Source organism: Dyella soli (assembly GCF_054482295.1).
This window is the reverse complement of record NZ_JBTFFU010000003.1, coordinates 430,005-450,366: the sequence shown is the minus strand read 5'-3', so window position 1 is coordinate 450,366 and position 20,362 is coordinate 430,005. Positions and strand designations below refer to the sequence as shown.

The 20,362-nt window shown below is 66.5% G+C and carries 19 protein-coding genes; 6 read left to right on the top strand and 13 right to left on the bottom strand.

Annotated features, from left to right (window positions below; genetic code table 11):
- Positions 1-35: 35 nt before the first annotated feature.
- On the bottom strand, positions 36-266 hold the full coding sequence (locus ACXU4B_RS16315; RefSeq protein WP_131410588.1) for a GDCCVxC domain-containing (seleno)protein: 231 nt from the start codon (positions 264-266) through the stop codon (positions 36-38).
- Positions 267-423: 157 nt separating this feature from the next.
- Entirely contained in the window at positions 424-807 is a 384-nt protein-coding gene (locus ACXU4B_RS16310) for an RcnB family protein (RefSeq protein WP_165583199.1), read from the bottom strand.
- 454 nt (positions 808-1,261) lie between these two features.
- Between ACXU4B_RS16310 and ACXU4B_RS16305 the strand changes: the two genes are divergently transcribed.
- Positions 1,262-1,984 carry a hypothetical protein gene (locus tag ACXU4B_RS16305; RefSeq protein ID WP_131410592.1) on the top strand — a complete coding sequence of 241 codons (723 nt, stop codon included), beginning with the start codon at positions 1,262-1,264 and terminating at the stop codon, positions 1,982-1,984.
- Between the two features lie 73 nt (positions 1,985-2,057).
- Positions 2,058-2,894 carry a transporter gene (locus ACXU4B_RS16300; protein ID WP_131410594.1) on the top strand — a complete coding sequence of 279 codons (837 nt, stop codon included), beginning with the start codon at positions 2,058-2,060 and terminating at the stop codon, positions 2,892-2,894.
- A 120-nt stretch (positions 2,895-3,014) separates the two neighbouring features.
- On the opposite strand, the gene ACXU4B_RS16295 is transcribed toward ACXU4B_RS16300, so the two are convergent.
- Complete coding sequence (locus ACXU4B_RS16295) at positions 3,015-3,734, bottom strand: hypothetical protein (RefSeq protein WP_458910905.1); 720 nt, start codon at positions 3,732-3,734, stop codon at positions 3,015-3,017.
- Positions 3,735-3,905: 171 nt separating this feature from the next.
- On the opposite strand from ACXU4B_RS16295, the gene ACXU4B_RS16290 reads away from it, so the two are divergent.
- Positions 3,906-4,172, top strand: a complete 267-nt coding sequence (locus ACXU4B_RS16290; RefSeq protein ID WP_131410598.1) for a hypothetical protein — start codon at positions 3,906-3,908, stop codon at positions 4,170-4,172.
- Between the two features lie 22 nt (positions 4,173-4,194).
- On the opposite strand, the gene ACXU4B_RS16285 is transcribed toward ACXU4B_RS16290, so the two are convergent.
- The 5 genes from ACXU4B_RS16285 to ACXU4B_RS16265 form a co-directional block, all read right to left on the bottom strand.
- Positions 4,195-4,956 (bottom strand): ABC transporter permease, encoded by a 762-nt coding sequence (locus tag ACXU4B_RS16285; protein WP_131410600.1) that lies wholly within the window; start codon positions 4,954-4,956, stop codon positions 4,195-4,197.
- The gene (locus ACXU4B_RS16280) at positions 4,953-5,900 is read right to left on the bottom strand and encodes an ABC transporter ATP-binding protein (RefSeq protein ID WP_131410602.1); all 948 of its coding nucleotides are present in this window, start codon (positions 5,898-5,900) and stop codon (positions 4,953-4,955) included. The genes ACXU4B_RS16285 and ACXU4B_RS16280 overlap by 4 nt, the downstream gene beginning before the upstream one ends.
- A gap of 99 nt (positions 5,901-5,999) precedes the next feature.
- On the bottom strand, positions 6,000-7,760 hold the full coding sequence (locus ACXU4B_RS16275) for an aspartyl protease family protein (RefSeq protein WP_458910904.1): 1,761 nt from the start codon (positions 7,758-7,760) through the stop codon (positions 6,000-6,002).
- A gap of 120 nt (positions 7,761-7,880) precedes the next feature.
- Entirely contained in the window at positions 7,881-8,672 is a 792-nt protein-coding gene (locus tag ACXU4B_RS16270; RefSeq protein WP_131410604.1) for a DUF2182 domain-containing protein, read from the bottom strand.
- A 52-nt stretch (positions 8,673-8,724) separates the two neighbouring features.
- On the bottom strand, positions 8,725-9,489 hold the full coding sequence (locus ACXU4B_RS16265) for a DUF899 domain-containing protein (protein WP_131410606.1): 765 nt from the start codon (positions 9,487-9,489) through the stop codon (positions 8,725-8,727).
- Positions 9,490-9,607: 118 nt separating this feature from the next.
- Here ACXU4B_RS16265 and ACXU4B_RS16260 point away from each other — a divergent pair, with 118 nt between their 5' ends.
- From ACXU4B_RS16260 to ACXU4B_RS16250, 3 genes are all read left to right on the top strand, one after another.
- Positions 9,608-10,828 carry a helix-turn-helix domain-containing protein gene (locus ACXU4B_RS16260; protein ID WP_131410608.1) on the top strand — a complete coding sequence of 407 codons (1,221 nt, stop codon included), beginning with the start codon at positions 9,608-9,610 and terminating at the stop codon, positions 10,826-10,828.
- A 9-nt stretch (positions 10,829-10,837) separates the two neighbouring features.
- Positions 10,838-11,476 carry a Vgb family protein gene (locus ACXU4B_RS16255; protein ID WP_131410610.1) on the top strand — a complete coding sequence of 213 codons (639 nt, stop codon included), beginning with the start codon at positions 10,838-10,840 and terminating at the stop codon, positions 11,474-11,476.
- A gap of 297 nt (positions 11,477-11,773) precedes the next feature.
- Entirely contained in the window at positions 11,774-13,657 is a 1,884-nt protein-coding gene (locus ACXU4B_RS16250) for an AI-2E family transporter (RefSeq protein WP_131410612.1), read from the top strand.
- A 34-nt stretch (positions 13,658-13,691) separates the two neighbouring features.
- Here ACXU4B_RS16250 and ACXU4B_RS16245 read toward each other — a convergent pair whose 3' ends face one another.
- The 5 genes from ACXU4B_RS16245 to ACXU4B_RS16225 all read right to left on the bottom strand — a co-directional run bounded on the left by ACXU4B_RS16245 (position 13,692) and on the right by ACXU4B_RS16225 (position 20,282).
- Positions 13,692-15,356 (bottom strand): ArnT family glycosyltransferase, encoded by a 1,665-nt coding sequence (locus tag ACXU4B_RS16245; protein WP_240734101.1) that lies wholly within the window; start codon positions 15,354-15,356, stop codon positions 13,692-13,694.
- Positions 15,357-15,415: 59 nt separating this feature from the next.
- Complete coding sequence (locus ACXU4B_RS16240; RefSeq protein ID WP_131410614.1) at positions 15,416-17,266, bottom strand: ArnT family glycosyltransferase; 1,851 nt, start codon at positions 17,264-17,266, stop codon at positions 15,416-15,418.
- Positions 17,263-18,387, bottom strand: coding sequence for a glycosyltransferase family 9 protein (locus tag ACXU4B_RS16235; protein ID WP_131410616.1), 1,125 nt, complete (start codon positions 18,385-18,387; stop codon positions 17,263-17,265). Before ACXU4B_RS16235 ends, ACXU4B_RS16240 begins: the two co-directional genes overlap by 4 nt.
- Positions 18,388-18,668: 281 nt before the next feature.
- Positions 18,669-19,139, bottom strand: coding sequence for a type 2 periplasmic-binding domain-containing protein (locus ACXU4B_RS16230; protein WP_131410618.1), 471 nt, complete (start codon positions 19,137-19,139; stop codon positions 18,669-18,671).
- 33 nt (positions 19,140-19,172) lie between these two features.
- Positions 19,173-20,282 (bottom strand): porin, encoded by a 1,110-nt coding sequence (locus ACXU4B_RS16225; RefSeq protein ID WP_131410620.1) that lies wholly within the window; start codon positions 20,280-20,282, stop codon positions 19,173-19,175.
- Positions 20,283-20,362: the final 80 nt, after the last annotated feature.

Below are 20,362 nucleotides of genomic sequence, written 5' to 3'. Positions count from 1 at the left end.
GCTTGCTGCGTTGCACGAACGGAACTAGCGACTCCTCAATGTCCTTGGCAGCACGACGCCTGCTGTTGAACAGGTGGACATGGCACCGTTCCATACGAACAGAACACGCAACAGTCGCCGGGCCGCGGACGCAAAAGGGCGCCGCATTCCGTGCAGTCGTAGAAGAACACGCAAGCGTTGACGGGCATCGATTCCGTCGCCCGGTGCCCGCAGTCCGGACAGGTCAAGGTGGATACCAGGATCGGAGTGACCGTGCTCGAACTCATGGCGACTGTGTCCGCACCGTTGTACGCCATCGCGCAGGCAACGCCTGCATGGCGCGACAGGCCTGGCGGGCCATGATTACTTCCGCCGCTGCTGGCCTGGCCGATGACGCCACCACCCATGCCGATGGTGGCGCCTGCCGCTTTTCAGCCGCGGGCATCAAAACCCGGCGGCAATATCGATGATGACGCCGCTGGAGACGAGCGTGAGGTAGAACTGGCCGCCATCGCCGCGCACCCAGCGATAGCCGGGCTCCGGGCGGCGCAAGTGGTACCGCTCGTAATCGGTGATGTAGTACTCGCGCGAGTAATAGCTGTCCGGCAGGCGCTCGCCTTTCTTGTACCAGCCCTTGTGCTTGCCGTTGTCGTGGCGCCCTTCGTCCTTGGGGTTGTGGCCATGGTCGTGGTCGTGGTCGCCGTCATCCCAATGCTTGTCGTTGCCGTCGCCATGGCCGTGCCCATGCCCTTCCTGTGCATAGGCCAGGTCCAGGCCGCTTCCGGCAAACAATACGGCCGAGATCGCGAATGTGAGCAGGCGTTTCATGGGTTCTCCCTGGTTGACGATGGACGAGGTCGACAACGGTTCACGCGACATGGCCGCGCTGGGCGCAAGCCAGGTCGCCGGGGCTGTCGCCCGGTAACCATCGCATGAATCCGTGCGTGCTACCCGAATCCGCGTGAAATGGATGAACGGAATCCCTCACGCGCATTCAGCCAGCGGCGCGAAAGGTCAGCCTGGCGAAGGAAAATGGCCGGCATTGTGCGACTTCAAGCACAAAATGCGCGGCTAGCTAACTGACCGCTGAAGACGGCACTTCAGCTTGCTGAACCTGCGGCCTGCTGCTCTTTTCTTGCGACTGCATGTCGACCAGTATCCACGCCGAGGCCGTGCCAGGCGTTGCATTGCGGCGCATCACTACACGGCAGATGCGGAGTTCATCTGGGACCCCTTGGGCACCTCGCAGGAACCTGATTCATCCACCACCCAAGGGCCCACCATGAAAAAACATCGACACGTGCTTTCCGCGCTGAGCGTTGCCATCAGTCTGTGCCTGGGCTGCTCGATCGCGCTGGCAGACGATGCGCCATCGGCAGGCGGCCATGAAAGCGTCAAGCTGGCAGGCTCGTACACCACGTTCGCCGGTTCCACCGGGAATGCGCAGGCCCTGGTCGATGGACTTCGCAACGGCAGCGCCGTCGTGCTGGTCACGCCGGCTACGGCGACCAGTCCTGCCGTGCAGACCACCTTTACGCCCAGCACCGGCAAACTCGGCTACGGCAACGTCAATATCGCGCTGTCGCTCGCGCAGGCCGAGCTGACCCAGGCCGGCATCACCCAGCCGACGGCGGCGCAGATCGAGGCGGCCTTGAATGGCGGCGCGGTCGTGGGCGCGAAGGGTCCGGTGCAGCTGCCCGGCGTGCTTGCCTTGCGTGCCCAAGGCCAGGGTTGGGGCAATATTTCCAAGACGCTCGGCTTCAAGCTGGGTGCCATCGAGAGCGCTGCCAAGGCGCACGGCCCCCTGCCTGACAGCGCCGATATCGCTCACGGCGAGAAGGCTGAGAAGGGCGAGAAGGCCGAGAAGGCAGAGAAGGCCGACAAGGTGGCCAAGGTCGACCATCCGGACAAGGTCGATCGCCCGGACAAGCCGGACCATCTCGACAAGCCCGAGAAACCCGAGAAGCCTGAGCGCCCCGACAAGCCCGAACACGTCGGCCGCTGATTCTCCTTGAACCACCAGACGCGAGGAGGCCCACAGAGGCCTCCCGCTTTGCTATTGCCCCAGGAAAAATTCCATGAATCTGAAGAACACCTGCACCGTTTGCGCCCTGGGCGTGCTCGGCGTGATGGCCCAAACCGCCCACGCCGATGACAACTCCACCATCAAGCTGGGTGCGGGCATCGACTACACCAGCGGTAAATACGGTACCTCGACGACGACCGACATCACCCAGGTGCCCGTCACCCTGGGTTACGACGTCGGCGACTGGTCGTTCAAGCTGGACGTGCCGTACATCCACGTATCCGGTGCGGACAATGTGATCCCGGGCATCGGCCCGGTGAAGAACAACAACCCGAAGGGCCGCGGCAAAGGCAAGGGCAACTCGGCCGCGCCGCCGCCGACCACCACCGCCGCCACCTCCGGTTCGGCTTCGGGCCTGGGCGACATCACCGCCGCCGCCACCTACGAGGCATACAGCAACAAGTCCGCCAATTTCGGCATCGACCTGACGGGCAAGGTGAAGTTCGGCACTGCTGATGCGGACAAGGGCCTGGGTACGGGCAAGAACGACTACAGCTTCGCCGTGGACATGTACAAGGGCTACGGCGCCTGGACCGTGTTCGGCGGCGTGAACTACACCTGGCTCGGCAGCTCGCAGTACATCCGCCTGAACGACGTGTTCGGTGCCAACGTCGGTGCAAGCTACAAGCTCGACACCCACAGCAGCTTCGGCGCGTACTACGACTATCGCGAGAAGGCCTCGAGCACCAGCTTCGCCCGCAACGAACTCACGGGTTACTACTCCTACAAGTTCGCCAGCGCGTGGAAGGCCCAGGCCTATGTCACCAAGGGCTTCACCGATGGCAGCCCGGACTGGGGCGTCGGCGCGAACATGGTGTACTCGTTCTAAGCGACACGGCACGGCAAGCCTGGTGGTTCGGTACCACCAGGCTTGCGGAGTCGTCTCATCCGGGTTGTGCGCGGCGCCTTTCAGGCCGGCGCTGACGATGGGTTCGGGCCGCACGTGACCTCAGCACGGCCTCGCCAGTGCCACCCAGGCGGCCAGGCAGGCCAGCTTCTGTTCCTTGCGCCAGGGCCTCCCCATCGGCGCGCCCAGCCGTTTCAGTTTCGCGGCAATCGCCGTCGACGGCATGGCCAGCGTCGCGCTCGCAAGTTCGACCAGCGACTTCTCGTCCAGCTCGGCGAGTTCGATCGCACATTGGCGTGATGCAAAGCGAAGCGCGTCGCGCACGGCCAGGCCTTCTGCAACGGGCACGTGTTCCCGCCAGGCGAGACTGTAGTCGAGCAGATCGGTGATCCAGCCGGCGCGATTGAGCAGCAAGGCCGCAACGGAAGGCTTGCACGCCGCCGCCTCCAGTTGAGCGACGATGCCCTGCATGCCGTCCGTCGCCAGCTGATCCTGGCGCCTGCGCCCTTCCGCAACCGATGCCGCCGCTTCGACCGTGGCCTTGCCGTCCGGGCCGCGGGGCATGTCGGCCGCGACGCGGTAGGGCTCAAACGAAAGCCGGTCGCCGTCGCTGCAGGTCGCAAGCTCGGTGGAGAGCACGACGCGAGGCTCGCCTTCCGCCACGGCCACGCCGACCACCACGGCGCCGCCCTTGTGCGCGCGCAGGCCAAGTCCGGCCATGAGTGGTGAGCGATGCTCCGCTGGTGACATGGGCTCCTCCCGGGCTGCACGACTGCATCGGGGCATGCGCCACTCCACCGATGCAGCAGCGCCGAACAGCATAGCAGCGGCGTCGCGGCGCGACCTCCGGCGGCAGGTCGCGCACTTCTTCACGCCGCACACACAAGCGTCTCGACGTCGCCAATACAGCACGCATCCATGCATGCGGTCCGTTTCGGCAGCAGCCAGCTTTGGACGGCTATCCTGAAAACAGTCGAGAACCGAGGTGCCGCCATGTCCGCGGGTACGAAGACTCCGTTCGAACACGTCAACGACGTCCTTGCGCAGCTCAAGGAAATCCGCCACTACGCGAAGAACAACGTCGAAACGCTGACCGCACAATGGCTGCTGTTCGACGGCGAGCTGAGCAAGCTCAGGCACACTGGCCCGATCGAGGCGCTGATGTCGCGCCAGAGCGAACTGCACGACGCCCTGAACGAGGAGATCGCCGCGCTGGAGGAACTGGCGGTGACCCTGCAGCCGCCGCCGGAGGAGGCTTAGCCGCGCCCGGCGTCACCGGCCACTACGCGCGCAGCTTGTAGCCGGTACGGAAAATCCAAGCGACAGCGACGGCGCACAGAGCCAGGAAGGCGGTGGTCATGGCGGCGCTCAGCACCACGTTGACGTCGGCATGGCCGTAGAAGCTCCAGCGGAAACCGCTGATGAGGTAGACCACCGGGTTGAACAAGGCGACCTTCTGCCAGAACGGCGGCAGCATGCCTATCGAGTAGAAGGCACCGCCCAGGAAGGTCAGCGGCGTGACCACCATCAGCGGGATCACCTGCAGCTTCTGGAAATCGTCCGCCCACAGGCCAATGATGAATCCGAACAGGCTGAAGGTGACCGCCGTCAGCAGCAGGAAGACGATCATCCAGACCGGATGGATGATGCTGTAGGGCACGAAGAAGCGCGCCGTGAGCAGGATCAGCAAGCCAAGCATCACCGACTTGGTCGCCGCCGCGCCCACGTAGCCGAGCACGGCCTCGAAGGGGGACACCGGGGCGGAGAGCAGCTCGTAAATCGTTCCCGACCACTTGGGCAGATAGATGCCGAAGGAGGCGTTGGAAATGCTCTCGCCGAGCAGCGACAGCATGATCAGGCCGGGAATGATGAAGGCGCCGTAGCTGGTGCCGCCGATGTCGCCCATGCGGGAGCCGATGGCAGTGCCGAACACGATGAAGTACAGCGACGTCGACAGCACGGGCGAGACGATGCTCTGCGTCAGCGTACGGAACGTGCGGGCCATCTCGAAACGGTAGATGGCGCGTATGGCCGGAATATTCATGCTGCCTCCCGCACCAGGCTGACGAAGATGTCTTCGAGCGAGCTTTCCAGCGTGTGCAGATCCTTGAAGTCGACGCCACGCTCGCCCAGCGAGCGCAACAGCGCGGCGATGCCGGTGTCCTCGCTCTGGGCGTCAAAGGTATAGATCAGCGTGGCGCCGTCGTCGGCGAGGTCGAGCGCGTAGCCATCCAGCCCTTGCGGCAGCGCGTGCATGGGTGCCTGCAAGCTGATGGAAAGCTGCTTCTTGCCCAGTTTGCGCATCAGCACGTCCTTCTCCTCGACGAGGATCAGCTCGCCACGCGTGATGACGCCGACGCGGTCGGCCATTTCCTCGGCCTCGTCGATGTAATGGGTCGTAAGGATCACGGTGACGCCGCTCTCGCGCAGTCCGCGCACCATGCGCCACATGTCATGGCGCAGTTCGACGTCGACGCCGGCCGTGGGCTCGTCCAGGAACAGGATGCTCGGCTCATGCGCAAGCGCCTTGGCGATGAGCACGCGGCGCTTCATGCCACCGGACAGGGTCATGATCTTGGCGTCTTTCTTTTCCCACAGCGAAAGATCGCGCAGCACTTTTTCGATGTGCGCGTCGTTGCGTGGCCGCCCAAACAGTCCCCGACTGAATCGCACCGCGGCCCAGACAGTCTCGAAGGCGTCGGTCGACAGTTCCTGCGGCACCAGCCCGATCTTCGAGCGCGTCGCGCGATAGTCGCGCAACACGTCGTGGCCATCGGCCATGACCACGCCACTGCTCGGCCGGACGATGCCGCAGACGATGCTGATCAGGGTAGTCTTGCCGGCGCCGTTCGGACCCAGCAAGGCAAAGATCTCGCCACGCCGGATGTCGAGGTCGACCGCCTTCAGCGCCTGGAAGCCGCCCTTGTAGGTCTTGCTGACGCCGCGAATGGAGACGGCATGGGGTGCATGGGTGGACTGATCGTTCATGGGGTGCCCTGGTGTGAACCCTGTTTATCCAGGCGGAGTCTACGCCCTGCATCCCATCCGCTTCAGCCGCCGCTGGGTCGGCGGCGAGTGGCGTCCGCCCTAGGGCCCCGCGGCGGTGAGGCCATACTTGGTGGCGCGTGTTTCGATTTGCGGATCGAGCGTGCGCGCGGCAACCAGATCGGCCTTGCCCGCATCCACCTGGCCACCGCGGATCTTCGCCAGGCCAAGCCCATAGCGCGACCACGCCGACTGCGGGTTTTGCGCGAGGGCCTGCTCGTAGGCCTTGATCGACTCGGGATAATGGCCCAGTCGCAGTTCGACCAGGCCCAGACTGTCGAGGTAGTCCGCGCTGTTGCCGTCGCGCCTGATCGCCTTGCGGCAATCCTTCAGGGCGTCGTCCAGCAACTGGTTGCTCAGGCTGCGTGCCCAGCAGCGCTCGTTGAGCGCAGAACCCAGCAGGGCGTCGTCCTTGTGCAGGCGAATCCAGTCGTCGAGCATGGGCAAGGCTGCCGCGGGCTGGTCGAGCCGGATGTATAGCCTGGCGATCGAATGCGCCCGCGTCGACCCCGCCGGCGCCACCGCGCCTGCCGCGCCCGCGTCGGATGCGGCACCTGCCCTGTCCTTGTGCGCCAGGCGCAGTTCGGCGCGCATCAGCAAGGCGTCGACGTTCTTCGGATCGAGCTCCAGCGACTTGTCCAGGTCGGCGAGCGCGGCATCGGCCTGGCCGTCCTCCTCATGCGCCCTCGCGCGGGCAGCGTAGTACGCGGCCTGGTTGGGCTCCAGGCGGATGGCCTGGTCGAGGTCGGCCACGGCAGCCCTGGATTCGCCGCGCGACAAATGCGCCTGGCCGGCCAGCGCGTACTCGCCTGCGGTCTTGTGGGCCTCGCCGTTCTCACCCGCCGTAGCGCCGCCAGCGGCATGCTCGCCGTCGCCTGGCGCGGTGGCGAACGAGAACACACGCCCGCCGTTATAGGTGAAATAGGCCTTCTTCTTGCTGTTGGCGATGAACATGTGGTGGGCAAGCAGGAAGTCCACGCCGAGCAGCATGTCGGTCCGGTCGCCCATGTTGCCGTCAAGCACCAGCATCTGGCTGTGCTGGATTGTCTCCGAGCCGACCGAAAACGTATCGACTTCCACCGTCCAGGTCTTCACTGGCTTGGCGCCGATGCCGATGGTGTTGTTGCTGGCATGCGCGCGCGGCCCGTTGACGTCGATGCCGGCCCGCTCGGCGGCACGACGACTCAGCACGGTGGCGGACGCGCCCGAATCGAGTACCGCCCGCACCTTTTTGCCGTTGATCATGACGTCGAAGAAAGTGCGTCGGTCGAAGCTCTCTTCGGGCGGCTCGATATCGGCGACGTTGTAGTTGCCATCCTTCACCCAATACGCCAGTGACGACTTGTCGCAGTGTTCCGCCTTGAACAGGGTCAGCTTGCCGTGCGCAAGGTCGATCTCCAGGTCGGCGAAATCGAGCAGGTTGGCGCCAAGCAGGCCCTCGCCCGCATCGGTACCGCCGACGACGAAGTCGACGTTCTTGAGCGTCGTATCGAGTATGCCGAACTCCTTGACGTGCGCCTGCTGGATGCTCTGCTCGCCCCCGATGCCGCCCATGTGATAGCCCATCGGTGCCTGTTCCAGCTTGAGGCCCAGCGCCGCCGCGTTGGCCGTCGACATGAAGTTGAAGAAAGCGCCCGTGTCGAGAATGAAGCGCGTGTCGTTGCCGTTGATCTTCACCATCGTCGTGGCACGGGCGCCGACCATCTCCACGGGCAAGGTGCCGTAGTCGCTCAGATGGCAGCCGTCAGCCCGCGCATGGCCGGCGAGCAGCAGGCCCAGTCCCACGCAGCAAGTACGCAACATCCTCATCACAACCCCCCGGTTTGTCATGGCGACAGCATGTAATAGCCACGACGACCGGCGCAACGGCCCTGGTGCCGCGCCGCCTTCCCTGGCGTGGCTCCGGCATGCCCGTTGCAAGCCTTATCCGGGCCCGGCGGCATGGGCGATCAGCAGCAGCCCTGCCCCGATCGCGACGCCCCCGATGCATCGCGCCACGCGTGCGCCCGCCGGGGCGAAGCGTTCGGCGGTGATCGCTGCGGCCACCACCGCCATGACGCGCAGGTCCATCACGCCCATGACCAGCAGGATCGCAGTCAGGCCGGCGCAGCAGTAGCTGCAGTGGAGACCGAGGCGCAGGCCATGACGCCACGCGGTGCGCGCATCTGCCGGCAACACATGGTCGCGCCCCGGCACCTCGCGGCAGCAGGCCAGGTGACGGGCCTTCCAGGACGTGCACTGGACCGCGCCGGCGATCAGCACCGCCAGCCCCGTCGCCACGGGAACGGCGCGCGCCAGCGCCACGTGCCGCAGCTCGATCGCTGCCAGTGCGGCGCCCACCGGAAAGGCGGCTGCGCCGCAGGCGAGCCATACGAGGAAATATCCCGCGCCCGCCAGCGAGGTCAGCAGGCCCCGGCGCGCCTCACCCGTGCGGCCGATCGCCTGGCGATAACGCCACAGCATGGGCAGCAGCGACGGCAGCATCATCGCCGCCGTCATCACCGCCCACATGCCGACGAAGTCGGTTGCGGCGCCGGCCCAGGTCTGCCCGCACATCCGCATCCATGCCATCGACAGGGTCCAGCCGCCGGGCATCGGCATGCCCCCCATGGCCGACATGGACGTGCACCAGGCGATCGTCGCCGCGCTGCTGGCGGCAAAAAGCAGCGCAGATGCACCGAAGAACGCGTGGCGGGCCATTCGCTCGGCAGCCATGGGCGGAAACCTCTCTGGACCTGCGGTGGTGGCGGGGCAGCAGCGACAACGCTCAGCCGCGGCCGTACTCGTCGTGGCGACGCCACCAGATGCCCGTCTCGTTGCGGCCCCTGGGTGCGCGGTCGAGCCACTGGTACATGCTCCAGATGCCGTCCACGCCGCGCGCATAGCTGGAATAGGTGTGATGGACCACGCCATCCTCCAGCACGAAGGCGCTGATGCCCGGCCGGTCGCGTGCGTAAGTGGGCGCATCGGTTCCGCAGCTGGCGGCAAACTGCACGACGGGCTCCGGCGCCGGCACCAGGTCCATGGCGTGGCCGCCGTGCTGGTAGTTGTAGTCGACCGCGTCCTCGCGCTGCTGCTGTTCGGTGAACGAAATATTGAAGTCGTAGTTGAAGTCGCTGCCGAGCGACGACGCCCACGGAAACGTCCAGCCCATGCGCTGCTTGTACGCCTGCAGCTTCGCCAGCGGCGCGCGCGACACTGCCGCCAGCGTGACGTCGTGGTTGGCCAGGTGCACCACGGAGCCATCGAAGCCGTCGGCGACCGCGGAGCAGGACGGACAACCGGCCTGGTAGTCGGGCCCGAACATGAAGTGATAGACCAGCAGCTGCGAGCGTCCCCTGAACAGGTCCGCCAGCGAGGCGCTGCCTTCGTCGGTGTCGAAGCGATAGTCCTTGTCGATGCGGACCCACGGCAACTGCTGCCGCTGTCGCGCCATCTCGTCGCCGCGGCGGGTATGCTCCTTCTCGGCGCGCAGCAGATCGATGCGCGCGGCCAGCCATTCTTCACGAGTCCCGGTGATGTGAGTCGTCATTGCCTTGTCTCCTGTCGTCGGTCGCAGCCTTGCCGCTGCGACGCGGGGGTGGGTGGTCGTGGGATAGACTGGATCCGGACGTCCATACGGTGGGAGTGACAAGTTTGGCGGGATTCCCATGGACTCGCTGATCACGGCCGCGGCGCGCGCACTCGCTGCCGGCGATCCTTTCGGCGCACTCAACCGGGTGGCCCTGCGCGACGACGCGCCTGCGCTCGCGCTGCGCGGCATCGCGATGGCCCAGCTCGGCGACCTCGCCCGGGCCCGGGCACTCATGCGCAAGGCAGCGCGTGCCTTCGGCTCGAAGGAGGCCGTGGCCCGCGCGCGTTGTGTGGTGGCCGAGGCCGAAATCGCGCTCGCCGCGCGCGACCTGGGCTGGCCGCCAAAGACGCTCGAGGCGGCACGGGCGACGCTCGAGGCGCACGGCGACCGGGTGAACGCCGCGCACGCGCGCCATCTCGAGGTCCGGCGCCTGCTGCTGATCGGGCACCTCGACGAAGCCGAGCGCAAACTGCCCCAGCGCGATAGCGCGCAACTCCCGCCGGCGGCACGCGCGGCGCGCGAACTGCTGGTCGCCGGCATCGCGCTGCGCCGCCTGCAGACGCGTGCGGCACGCGCGGCGCTCGCCCGGGCCGAGCGCGCCGCACGCGAGGCGGGCATTGCTGCCTTGCTGTCGGAAGTGCAAAGCGCATCCCTCGTGCTGGACACGCCCTCGGCCTGCCTGAAAGCCGGCGGCAAGCAGCGGCTGCTCCTGCTGGGGGAGGTTGAAGCGGTATTGGCGTCGAAGGCGCTGGTCGTGGACGCGTGCCGCAACGCCGTGCGCGAGAAGAGCACGGTGATTCCGCTCGCGCGGCGGCCAGTCTTGTTCGCGCTGGCCAGCATGCTGGGCGAGGCATGGCCCGCCGACGTGTCGAGGGACACCCTCGTCGCGCGGGCCTTCCGGGCAAAACATGCCGACGAATCGCACCGGGCGCGCCTGCGCGTCGAGATCGGGCGGCTACGCGCTCTGCTTGCCGAGCTGGCCGACGTGCGCGCCACCGCGCGTGGATTCACCCTGGTGCCGCACCGCGCGCGCGAGGTGGTTGTGCTGGCCTGGCCCGTCGACGAGCGACATGCGGCGGTGCTCGCCTTGCTCGCCGATGGCGAGTCGTGGTCGAGCTCGGCCCTGGCGCTGGCGCTCGGCAGCAGCCAGCGCAGCGTGCAACGCGCACTCGACGCGCTGGCGGCGGCCGGCAAGGTACAGTCGTTCGGTCACGGGCGGGCACGACGCTGGCTGACACCGCCCGTGCCGGGATTCACGACGGCCTTGTTACTCCCCTCTCCGCTACCGGGTGACTAGGATGGACGCATGAAGAAATCAACTGCCAACATCGTGCGCGAATATGGACCCTTCCCGGGCGTCGACCGTGTCAATGGCGTCACTTACGACGGCAGGCAGGTCTGGTACGCCACCGGCGACACGCTGAACTCGTTTGACCCGGCAACGGGCGAGACGCTGCGCTCGATCGAGGTTCCCGCGCACGCGGGCACGGCCTTCGACGGACAGCACTTGTTTCAGATCGCCGAAGACCGCATCCAGAAAATCGACCCTGGCACCGGTGAGGTGCTCGCCACCATCCCGGCGCCCGGTGGCGGTGGCGATTCGGGGCTCGCATGGGCCGAGGGCGCGCTATGGGTCGGTGAGTATCGCGAGCGCAAGATTCACCAGATCGATCCGCAGACGGGAGCGATTCTCCGCTCGATCGATTCGAACCGCTTCGTCACCGGGGTCACCTGGGTCGACGGCGAGCTGTGGCACGCCACCTGGGAGAATGACGCCAGCGAGTTGCGGCATATCGATCCGCAGAGCGGCGCCGTGCTGGAGAAACTGGAGATGCCTGCCGGCATCGGCGTGTCCGGACTGGAGTCCGACGGTGGCGATCAGTTCTTCTGTGGCGGTGGAACCAGCGGCAAGGTCAGGGCCGTGCGTCGGCCCGGGCGAGGCTAGGCGGTCGGCCGGTCCGCGCTGCCGACCATGTTCCGCTACGGGCGCTAATCGCCCACGGTGACAAGGCAGCGGGAGACGCTGACCCCCGCCGACTGCGGCAGTGACCGACTAACTGCCTGCTCGCCTGATCGTTGCCGATGCACCAGGCCTGGTCGAAGCAGGCAGGGTCAGGCAAATCGGCGACGGCAGGCCGCAAGCCATCCGGTTCCACCGCTCCGGGGGCCTATGATTGGCAAGTGAACACGCCGCAGGCGCGACCAGGCCCTGCGGGACAGCCACTCCTGCCGACCATCCATCATGCCCTTCGCGCCCGACCCGCAACCCGTCGCCACCGCCAGCCAGCGATCCATGATCATCATCGCCACGGGCGTGGTGCTTGCCTTGCTGTATTTCGGCAAGGACGTGCTGGTGCCCGTCATCCTGGCCCTGATCCTGGCCTTGCTGATGGCGCCGTTCGTGCGCCTGCTGCAGAAGCTGAGGCTGGGTCACTCATACGCCGTATTCATCGCCGTGTTGCTGCTGGCGATGGTCGTCGCCGGACTGATGACAGTCATCGGTTCGCAGATCGTGCACTTTGCACAAAGCCTTCCCCAGTACGAAAAGACCGTCCACGCCAAACTCCAGCTGCTGCATGACCTGACCATCGCCCGCCTCGAGGCGATGCAGGGCGAGGCCGGCGATGTCATCAACGGACTGGGTGGCAAGAGCCATGCGGGGAATGCGCCGGTGGCGCCGGCCGCACCGCCCTACGGCAACGGCATCGATGTTTCCGTCCTGGCCAGCCCGTGGAACGCGATCAAGGGTGCCCTGTCCTCGCTGTGGAACCCGTTGGCGACGACGGGCATCGTGCTGGTGGTGCTGGTGTTTGTCCTGCTCGAGTACGAATCCCTGCGCGACCGCTTCATCCGCGCCATCGGCGGCACCGATCTGCGCGCCACCACCTCGGCGATCAACGACGCCGCCGAGCGCCTGTCGCGCTTCTTCGTCTCGCAGTTTGCGGTGAACTTCGGCGTGGGCCTGGCCATCTGGCTGGGACTGGCCGCGATCGGGCTTCCCAATGCCCTGCTGTGGGGCGCGCTGACCGCCGTGTTGCGCTTCGTGCCTTACGTCGGCGTGTGGCTGGCGGCGTTGCTTGCCGCCTCGCTCGCTGCCGCCGTGACGCCGGGGTGGTCACTGCTGTTCATGACGCTGGGCCTGTTCGTCGTCGTTGAAATGCTGGTGAGCCAGCTGCTCGAGCCCCAGCTGTATGGCCATGCGACCGGCTTGTCGCCGCTCGCCGTGGTGGTCGCGGCGATCTTCTGGAGCTGGCTGTGGGGGCCCATGGGACTGGTCCTGTCCACTCCCCTGACGCTGTGCCTGGTGGTGATGGGCAGGCATGTCCGCGCCTTCACCCTGCTGGGGATCCTGCTGGGCGACACGCCGGCACTGACCTTGCCTCAGCGCTTCTATCAGCGCGCGCTTTCCGGCGATGCCGACGAAATCATCACGGCCGCGCGCGCCTTCCTGCGGCAAGGATCACTGGCCAGGTACTGCGATGTCGTCCTGTTGCCGGGGCTGCAGCTCGCGCAGCTGGACCTTGTGCAGAAGGCGATTGGCCCGGAGCAACTGCTCAAGGCCAGGACGGCCGTGGTCAGGGTGATCGAGTCGCTCGGCAAGACCGCGCCCGCGCAGTCGCGGTGGCGCCGCCGCTCTTCGGTCCTCGACGATGACGTCGCGCATTACCTGCGGCAACAGCGCGAGGATATCGCCGGACGCTGGCAGGGGCCGCTTGCCGTGGCGTCCGGATCGGTCGTGCTGTGCATGGCCAGCGGCGGCTACCTTGACGACATCGCCACGGAGATCCTCGTGCGCATCCTGCGCGACCTTCGCGTGGATGCCCGGCACGTCTCCCTCAAGGACATCGAGGCCTTCGAAGGCGAAAGCCATCCGGAAGCGACGCCCGACGCCATTGCGATGATCCATGTCGTCAACGCCTCCGGCGCCGACGGCGTGGCGTCCAGCGATGCGCTCGCCGCGGAAGTAAGCAAGCGCGAGCGCTATGCCCATGCGATGGTCGTCGCGGTGTATCTGCCGAACCTGCTGGAGACCCAGGAACTCCCGCCGCTGGACTCGCACATCGATCGCATCGCCCTGTCCTTCGAGCAGGCCGTGCAATACACCGTCGAAAAGTTCACGAAGTAGTCGGCGCAGCGTGGCATACGCGCCACGCTCCCGCTTACTGCAGCTCCTTTTGCTGGGCTTGCGCATACGCCGGTGCTGGCCAGATCGCCAGCCAGATGCCGCGGAACGGTTGCGTGTACACCGCCTGCTGGCGATCGGCGGCGGTCAGTTGCCGAGGGTAGGTGATGATCAGGCCGTCCGGGTGGGCGATGGCCCACGCCTTCAGCGCGTCGTATCCATGCAACTGGATGACGGGTTTGGTCAGGCGGCCGAGGAAGGTGTATTGCCCGTCGTTGGATTCGAGGTTGACGACCGGCTGGCCCCTGGCCTCGGCCTTGGCCAGCAGGGCCGCGACGGGGGCGAAGTCGTACGCGGGCCAGAGCGTCATGGTGAACAAGCCGTTGGCGGCCACCGTGGCGATCAGGGCCACCACGGCGATGCGGTGCAGTTCGCCGCGCCGGAACAGCAGCAGCACGCCCGCAAGCAGCACGAACAGCACGCCGAACGGCACGCTGTAAGGCACCAGCGTGGCGAACTGCGGATCACTCACGACGCCGCGATCGACCAGCCTGCCAAGGCCGATCAAGCCCACGCCGCCGGCAGCGATCACCAGCGCCATCGGCCAGGGCCCGAGCCATCGCCCACTCGTGGGTGATCTCTGCTGCAGGCGCGCCAGTGCCGCCGCCATCAGCAGGGCGAGGCCGGCGTACTCAGGCAGCAGGTAATACGCCTGCTTGCCGCTGACCAGCGAGAACCCCAGCAGCACCGGTCCGATCCAGGTGAACAGGAATCGCCATCCCATCTCGAACGGGCGCCGCAACGACAACAGCGCAAGCCACAGCCGCGGCCACAGCGCAAAGGGAAACACCAGTACCGGCAACAGCGGCAGGTACCACCAGAACGGCTGGGCATGGGCGAAGGCATCGACCACGCGTCCGGCGGTCTGGTGGACCAGCAGTTTCTGTCGATACACCTCGCCGCCCGACCACGCGGCCAGCAAGGCCCAGCCCAGCAATACGGCGCAGGCAACGAGGATGGCCACGCTTCCCTGCGCATACCAGCGACGGGGTTCACGCCGGGCCCATGGCTGCCACAGCGGACCGAGCAGCCAAGGGAACACCACGTGCAGCAACATCACCGGGCCCTTGGCGAGCAGCCCGAGGCTGACGGCGAGGGCAAACCACGCAAACCGCGGCGCATCGCGGTGCGGCATCGGCACCAGGCACAACAGCGCGGCCAGCACGCAATCGGCCAGCAGCACCTCGTACATCACCTGCAGGCCGAACATGAAGCCGTAGGTAAAGGCCAGCAGGATCCATGGCGCGATGTCGCCGACCAGCGGGCGTTCGGGGAACAGCCGGCGTGCCAGGCGCGAAGCCAGCAGCAGCTGGATGGCGCCCAGGCTTACTTCGAGCAGGCGCGGCCAGACGTCACCCACGCCGCCGACGGCCCAGCCCAGGTGAATCAGCCACAGCAACAGCGGCGGCTTGTCGCTGTAGGGCTGCCCGTTGAGATAAGGCACCAGGAAGCTGTGCCGCAGCCACATTTCCCACGCCACCGACAAGGTGCGGGTGGAATACATGGGCATCGGCCCGTGCTGGAAAATGGCCACCAGCGCGGCAGCCACCCAGAACAGCAGCCACGACCAGCGCGCCCCGAAGGCGAACAAGCTGCGCGGCGCCAACGCGGCCGAAGGATGGGATGTATCGAAGAAAGTCACGCAGTCATCCGGATCGGTGGAGATGAAGCTTGCCGTCGATGCGGCTTGCCCTTGCAGGATCAGCGGCGGCTGTCGATGCCGCCCCAGTCTTCGACCGCGCCGACCGGCACGTTGCCGTCACGGCACGCGGGTGCGACGGCATCGAGTCGGTACAACCGCCAGTCCCGCCCGCTCGTCACGCCCATGTCCAGGGTCGCCGCGCGGTCGATGCACGGCGCCATGACGTCGGCAAGAATCAGCACCCAGCGATCGGCCGGACCCTGCTGTTGCCATCGGATCGATTCGGACAACTGGCTGTGCCACGGGGTCATGAAACCGAAGTCGGTTACCTTGCGCTCGAACGCGAGCGGCAGCTCTTCCTTCCACGCCACCAGCGCCAGCTGCGCGTCCGGACCGATGGCCTGCTCGACCCGTGCAACCAGCGGCGCGGGCGAGCTGGCCCTGGCCAGCAGCGGTGCGGCCGCAAGGCCCCACACCAGCCACACGCCGCTCAGCCCGGCGAGCAGGGCGGCAGCGGCCCGGCGACGGCGGAACACCAGCACGCTCAGCACCAGCCAGGCCCCCATCGCCACGAACATCCACCACAGCCGGGGCGCCTGGTCGCCGAGCTGGCGGGCGGCGGCAAAGCGTGCCGCGGAGGCCGAATGCAGCAGCAACGCATTGGCACCGATGCCGAGCGACGCCAGTCCGAGCACCAGCACGAAGCCGATCGCGGTCCACTGCGCCCAGCGTCGCTGCATGATGCCTTCGAGGAAGGGCGCCGCGGCAAGCACCAGCAGCGGCAGTGCCGGCATGATGTACACATCACGCTTCGCCCGCGTCAGGCTGAAGAACACGATCACCAGCACGGCCCAGGCCAGTGGCAGCAGGAAGCGCGCATCGCGCTCGCGCAGCGACCGGCGCCAGGCCGGCAGCAGGCCCGGCAAGGCGAGACTGAGCGGGAGCCACGAAGTGAAGATCACCTCGAGGTAGAACCAGGGCGGCTGGAAGCTGTTCCAGGGATGCACGTAGCGGTGCACCGTCTGGTTGAAGAAGATGTCGTTGAGGTAGTTGCGCGCGGTGACGCTGTCGTGCGCCTGCACGTAGAACAGCAACGGCACCAGCCACAGCGCGATGGCGGCCACGAACGCCGCCACGCCACCCAGCCAGGGCAGCGCCCGCCACTCGATCGCCGACAGGTGGCGCCACTGCTGCCGGCGCGCCAGCAGCCACGGCAGCAGCAGCAGGAAGGCCAGCACGCCGATACCTTTGGTGATGACGCCCAGGCCCGCCGCGAAGCAGCCCAGCCAGAACGCACGCCAGTCCGGACCCAGCAGGAAGTGGCGCAGCAGGCCGTAGTTGGCCAGCGTCACGAAGAAGGTGACGGTCGGGTCGATCTGCCCACGCCTGGCCTGGAACACGAACTGCACCGTGCACAACAGGGCGAGCCCTGCCCACAGGCCCACGCGATGTCCCCACAGCCGCCGCGCCAGGTCGTAGACCAGCCAGAGCGTGCCCAGCGAACAGAGCAGAGAGGGCAGCAGGAACGCCACCCACCAATGACCGCTGAGCACATAGGACAGCGCCTGCATGGCCATGAAGGTGGGCGGCTTGTCGGAGTACCAGTCGGCCCCGCGATGCGGAATCAGCCAGTTGCCGGAGGCGACCATCTGGTGCGCGACGAGCGCAAAGCGCGGCTCATCCGACGGCGTAGGTCCGCGCAGGCCGATGCCCAGCCCCAGCAACAGCAAGGCGCCAAGCAGCAGCAGCCAGCGTTCGAGCCGCTCGCGCCGCAGCGTTGGCGCCAGCTGCGCAGACGACGATACGTTCCGCTGGCCATCGGCTGCCGGTTCGGCAGCGGGCGCCTGGGCGGGGAAAGCGTCAACCGTGGTCGGTGGGAGAAGGTCGGGCGTCTCGCCACCTTGCGTCATGGCGATAGCACCCGCCGGTCAAGGCCGAAGGGATCGCCGATCAGGTCGTCCGTTGCAACGCCTTGCGTGCCCGAGCGCACCGCAGCCAATGCCGCCGGTTGGCCAAGCAGCCCCGGAAACGCGGCAACGACTTGCCGGGCCGCTTCCTGTGCCGACATCCCGCGCGTCAGCAGCGGACAACTGCCCAGCCCGTAGGGCGCATAGACCGAGGCGTCGGTGACACTGAACATGCCGACGGTGGGCACCTTGGACGCCACCGCCAGATGCATCACGCCGCAATCGGCGCTGATCAACAGGTCCATGCCGGCCATCACCGCACCCATGCGGCGGATGTCGGACGAGTAGTAGCCAGGCCATTCCGCGCCCAGCATGGAATGGCCATGGGCCGGGATCAGCTCGATGATGCTCGCCTGCGGGCTCAGCTGCTTGAAGGTGGCGATGAATTCGCTCCACCACTCCATCGGGTAGCGCTTGGCGCCGGTCGCATTGGCGAAGATGCCGACCACCGGTGGCGTGACGGTCTGCTGCGATTCGGACAGCAGCTCGCCAATCACATGACGCCCCTGCGCGTGCTCCGGCTCCGTCAGCCGGATGTCGAGCGTCGGATAGTCGCGCTGTTCGGTCCAGTGCTCCGTGGCCGACCAGCGCAGGAGGTTCACCGGGCGCTTGGCCATGTGCTTCCTCGCCACGGACGTGGGCACGGCGTGCGTCAGGCCCGAGCCGGAAGCCTCGTCGCTGAAGCCGAGCTTGTAGCGACCCTTGAGGAAGCGCGTCAGCGTGCGGCTGAAATTCGATCCGAGGCAGGGGTCCACGATGAGGTCGTACGAGGTCCGACGGACCTGGTGCAGCAGTCCAAGGAAGGCGACCGGATGCTTGAAGCCGCGCCTGGGCAGGCAGAAAACGTTCTTCACGCTGAAGAAGCTCGCGAACACTTCCTCCGCGATGTCCCCTTCCGAAATGATGTCGATCTCGGCGCCCTTGTAGCGCTGCTCCAGTTCGGTGATCAGCGGGGTCAGCAGGATCGTATTGCCCAGCCGGTGATTCGGCCGGCATACGAGGATGCGAAAAATTCCTTTTCGGGGGATCGGCTCCTGCCGGGTCGTCACGATGGTTTTGTTCAAGCGACACCGATGGTCGTCGAGAGTGGATGGGATGTGGCAGCGAGTGGTGAACGGGTTGATGGCGACCCTACCGGTCCGGGGCGGTCAGGCCGGCCTCGCGGTGGGTCGCATCGGGAGAAGCTGGCATCGGAGGAACTCGCAGGCTGCACACACGCATCTTGAAGCGAGATCCGTGCCATCAGGCCAAGGTGCTGATTTTGATCGCAAATAACGAATTCCCCGGAGATGGACCAGCCTGCAATTCCTGCAGCCTGCAAAAAATGTCTGCACAAATCGTCGGCTCAGGGGCCGAGGCGCTCCGGGCAGGCTGAGATGTCGTCGACCGCCCTGGGCGGCAGGGTGATCAACAAAACCACATGCACGGTCGCGTCCACATGGCAGGCCGCAACATAACCGATCGCACCCGGCGTGAGCGCAACGAAGCGAACGACCGCCTCCTGCGAACCCAGGACATAAGGAGGGCTCACACCCTGGAAGTACTCCCGCTCCCAATAATCCTGCAGGTTTGTGTCGGGCATGTGGATGACGGAGCGCGCAAAAGCATCACGCAGTGGCGAGTCCATGGGGAGGTTGACCGGGGTGAGCCGCTGGCCATCCTGGTCGACGAAGATGCGCTTGAGGTAGATGTTGCGCAGCGTGTCGCGGTCGAGAGCGACATGCGGCCCGCGGGGCGCCGTGATCACCGCGATCTGCGGCTGCACGGCGAACGCCGGCCGCACCAACGCGACCAGCAGGCACAGGCCGGTGACCATGAACCGACGATGGTGTGGGCAGCGACGCATGCGTCAGAACAACACGGCGACCGAAGCCAGCCAGCCCGTCGGCGCCAGCAGTTCGTTATGCGTACCGTCCCGGTACTCCAGCTTCAGCACGATGCCCTCGATCGGGCGGTAGTTGAGTGCCTCGGTGCGGATGGTGGTGGTCTGCGCCGGCGTCGATGAGCGGTAGCGTTCGTAGCGCCCGATCAGGTACAGGCGCTGCATCAGCGGCAGCTCGGCCTCGATGAACCCTCCCCGCTCGTCCGGCCGGTTGTCCGTGCTGCTGCGATAGATGCCCTCGCCGGTGAGGTTGACGTAGCGGCTCGTCCAGCTGAAATCGATGCCGGACAGCAGGTACTTCTGGTGCGGCGACTGCAGCTCGTAGTTGAGCGTCGACAACCCGACATTCAGCGTGTCGCCCAGCATGTGGTAGAGCACGCGGGCGCCGATGGCCTGACGGAAATTGTTGCGCAGCGTCTGGTCCACGCCAAAGGAGGGATAGGCGTCGTCCTGCTCCTGGCCGAAGCTGAGCGCCTTGCTGTCATCGGCGAACACCCAGTAGTCGAGGTCGTTGCCCTTCATCGGCAGCGTGCCGAACATCATCGCCCCCGCCGCGTGGCGCGCGAACGCCGCCGAGGTGGACAGCGGGCGGGAGACGGTCCAGGTCAACGGGTCGGCATGGACAAGGTTCCATTCGCCCACGGGCGTCAGGAACTTGCCGAAGCGGAAGCTGACCGACTGGCCGGCGTGGTAGTCGAGGTACAGGCGCTCGACATCGATCTCCGCTTCCTGTGCGTCCGTATGACTGCCTGAAACATCGAGGAAGCTGCCGGCCTCCAGTTCGGTGAAAAACTGCCAGCTGCTGCCGATGTCCTTGGTGACGAACAGGCTGAGGTCGCGGAAGCTGTAAGTGTCGGGCGAGCCCTTGAGGCTGTAGAAGTGCAGGTCGGCGTAGCCGCCGATGCGCAAGCCCTGCGACGGGAAGTACAGTCCCTGCCCCAGCGAATAAGGCGCAGCCTGCCAGCTGCCGCCGTCCCCGGCGGCCGCCAGCGCAGCGCCGGACGATGCCAGCCACAGGACCGTGGACAACATGACGGTCACGCCATGGCGTACGAGGCGACGCAGGTGCCTGCTCATCGACATGCCTTGAACCAGATAGCGAACGGGAAAGTGTGCGGTGCTTCAGCGGGCGAGGCCGCCGGACCCCAGACGAGCGT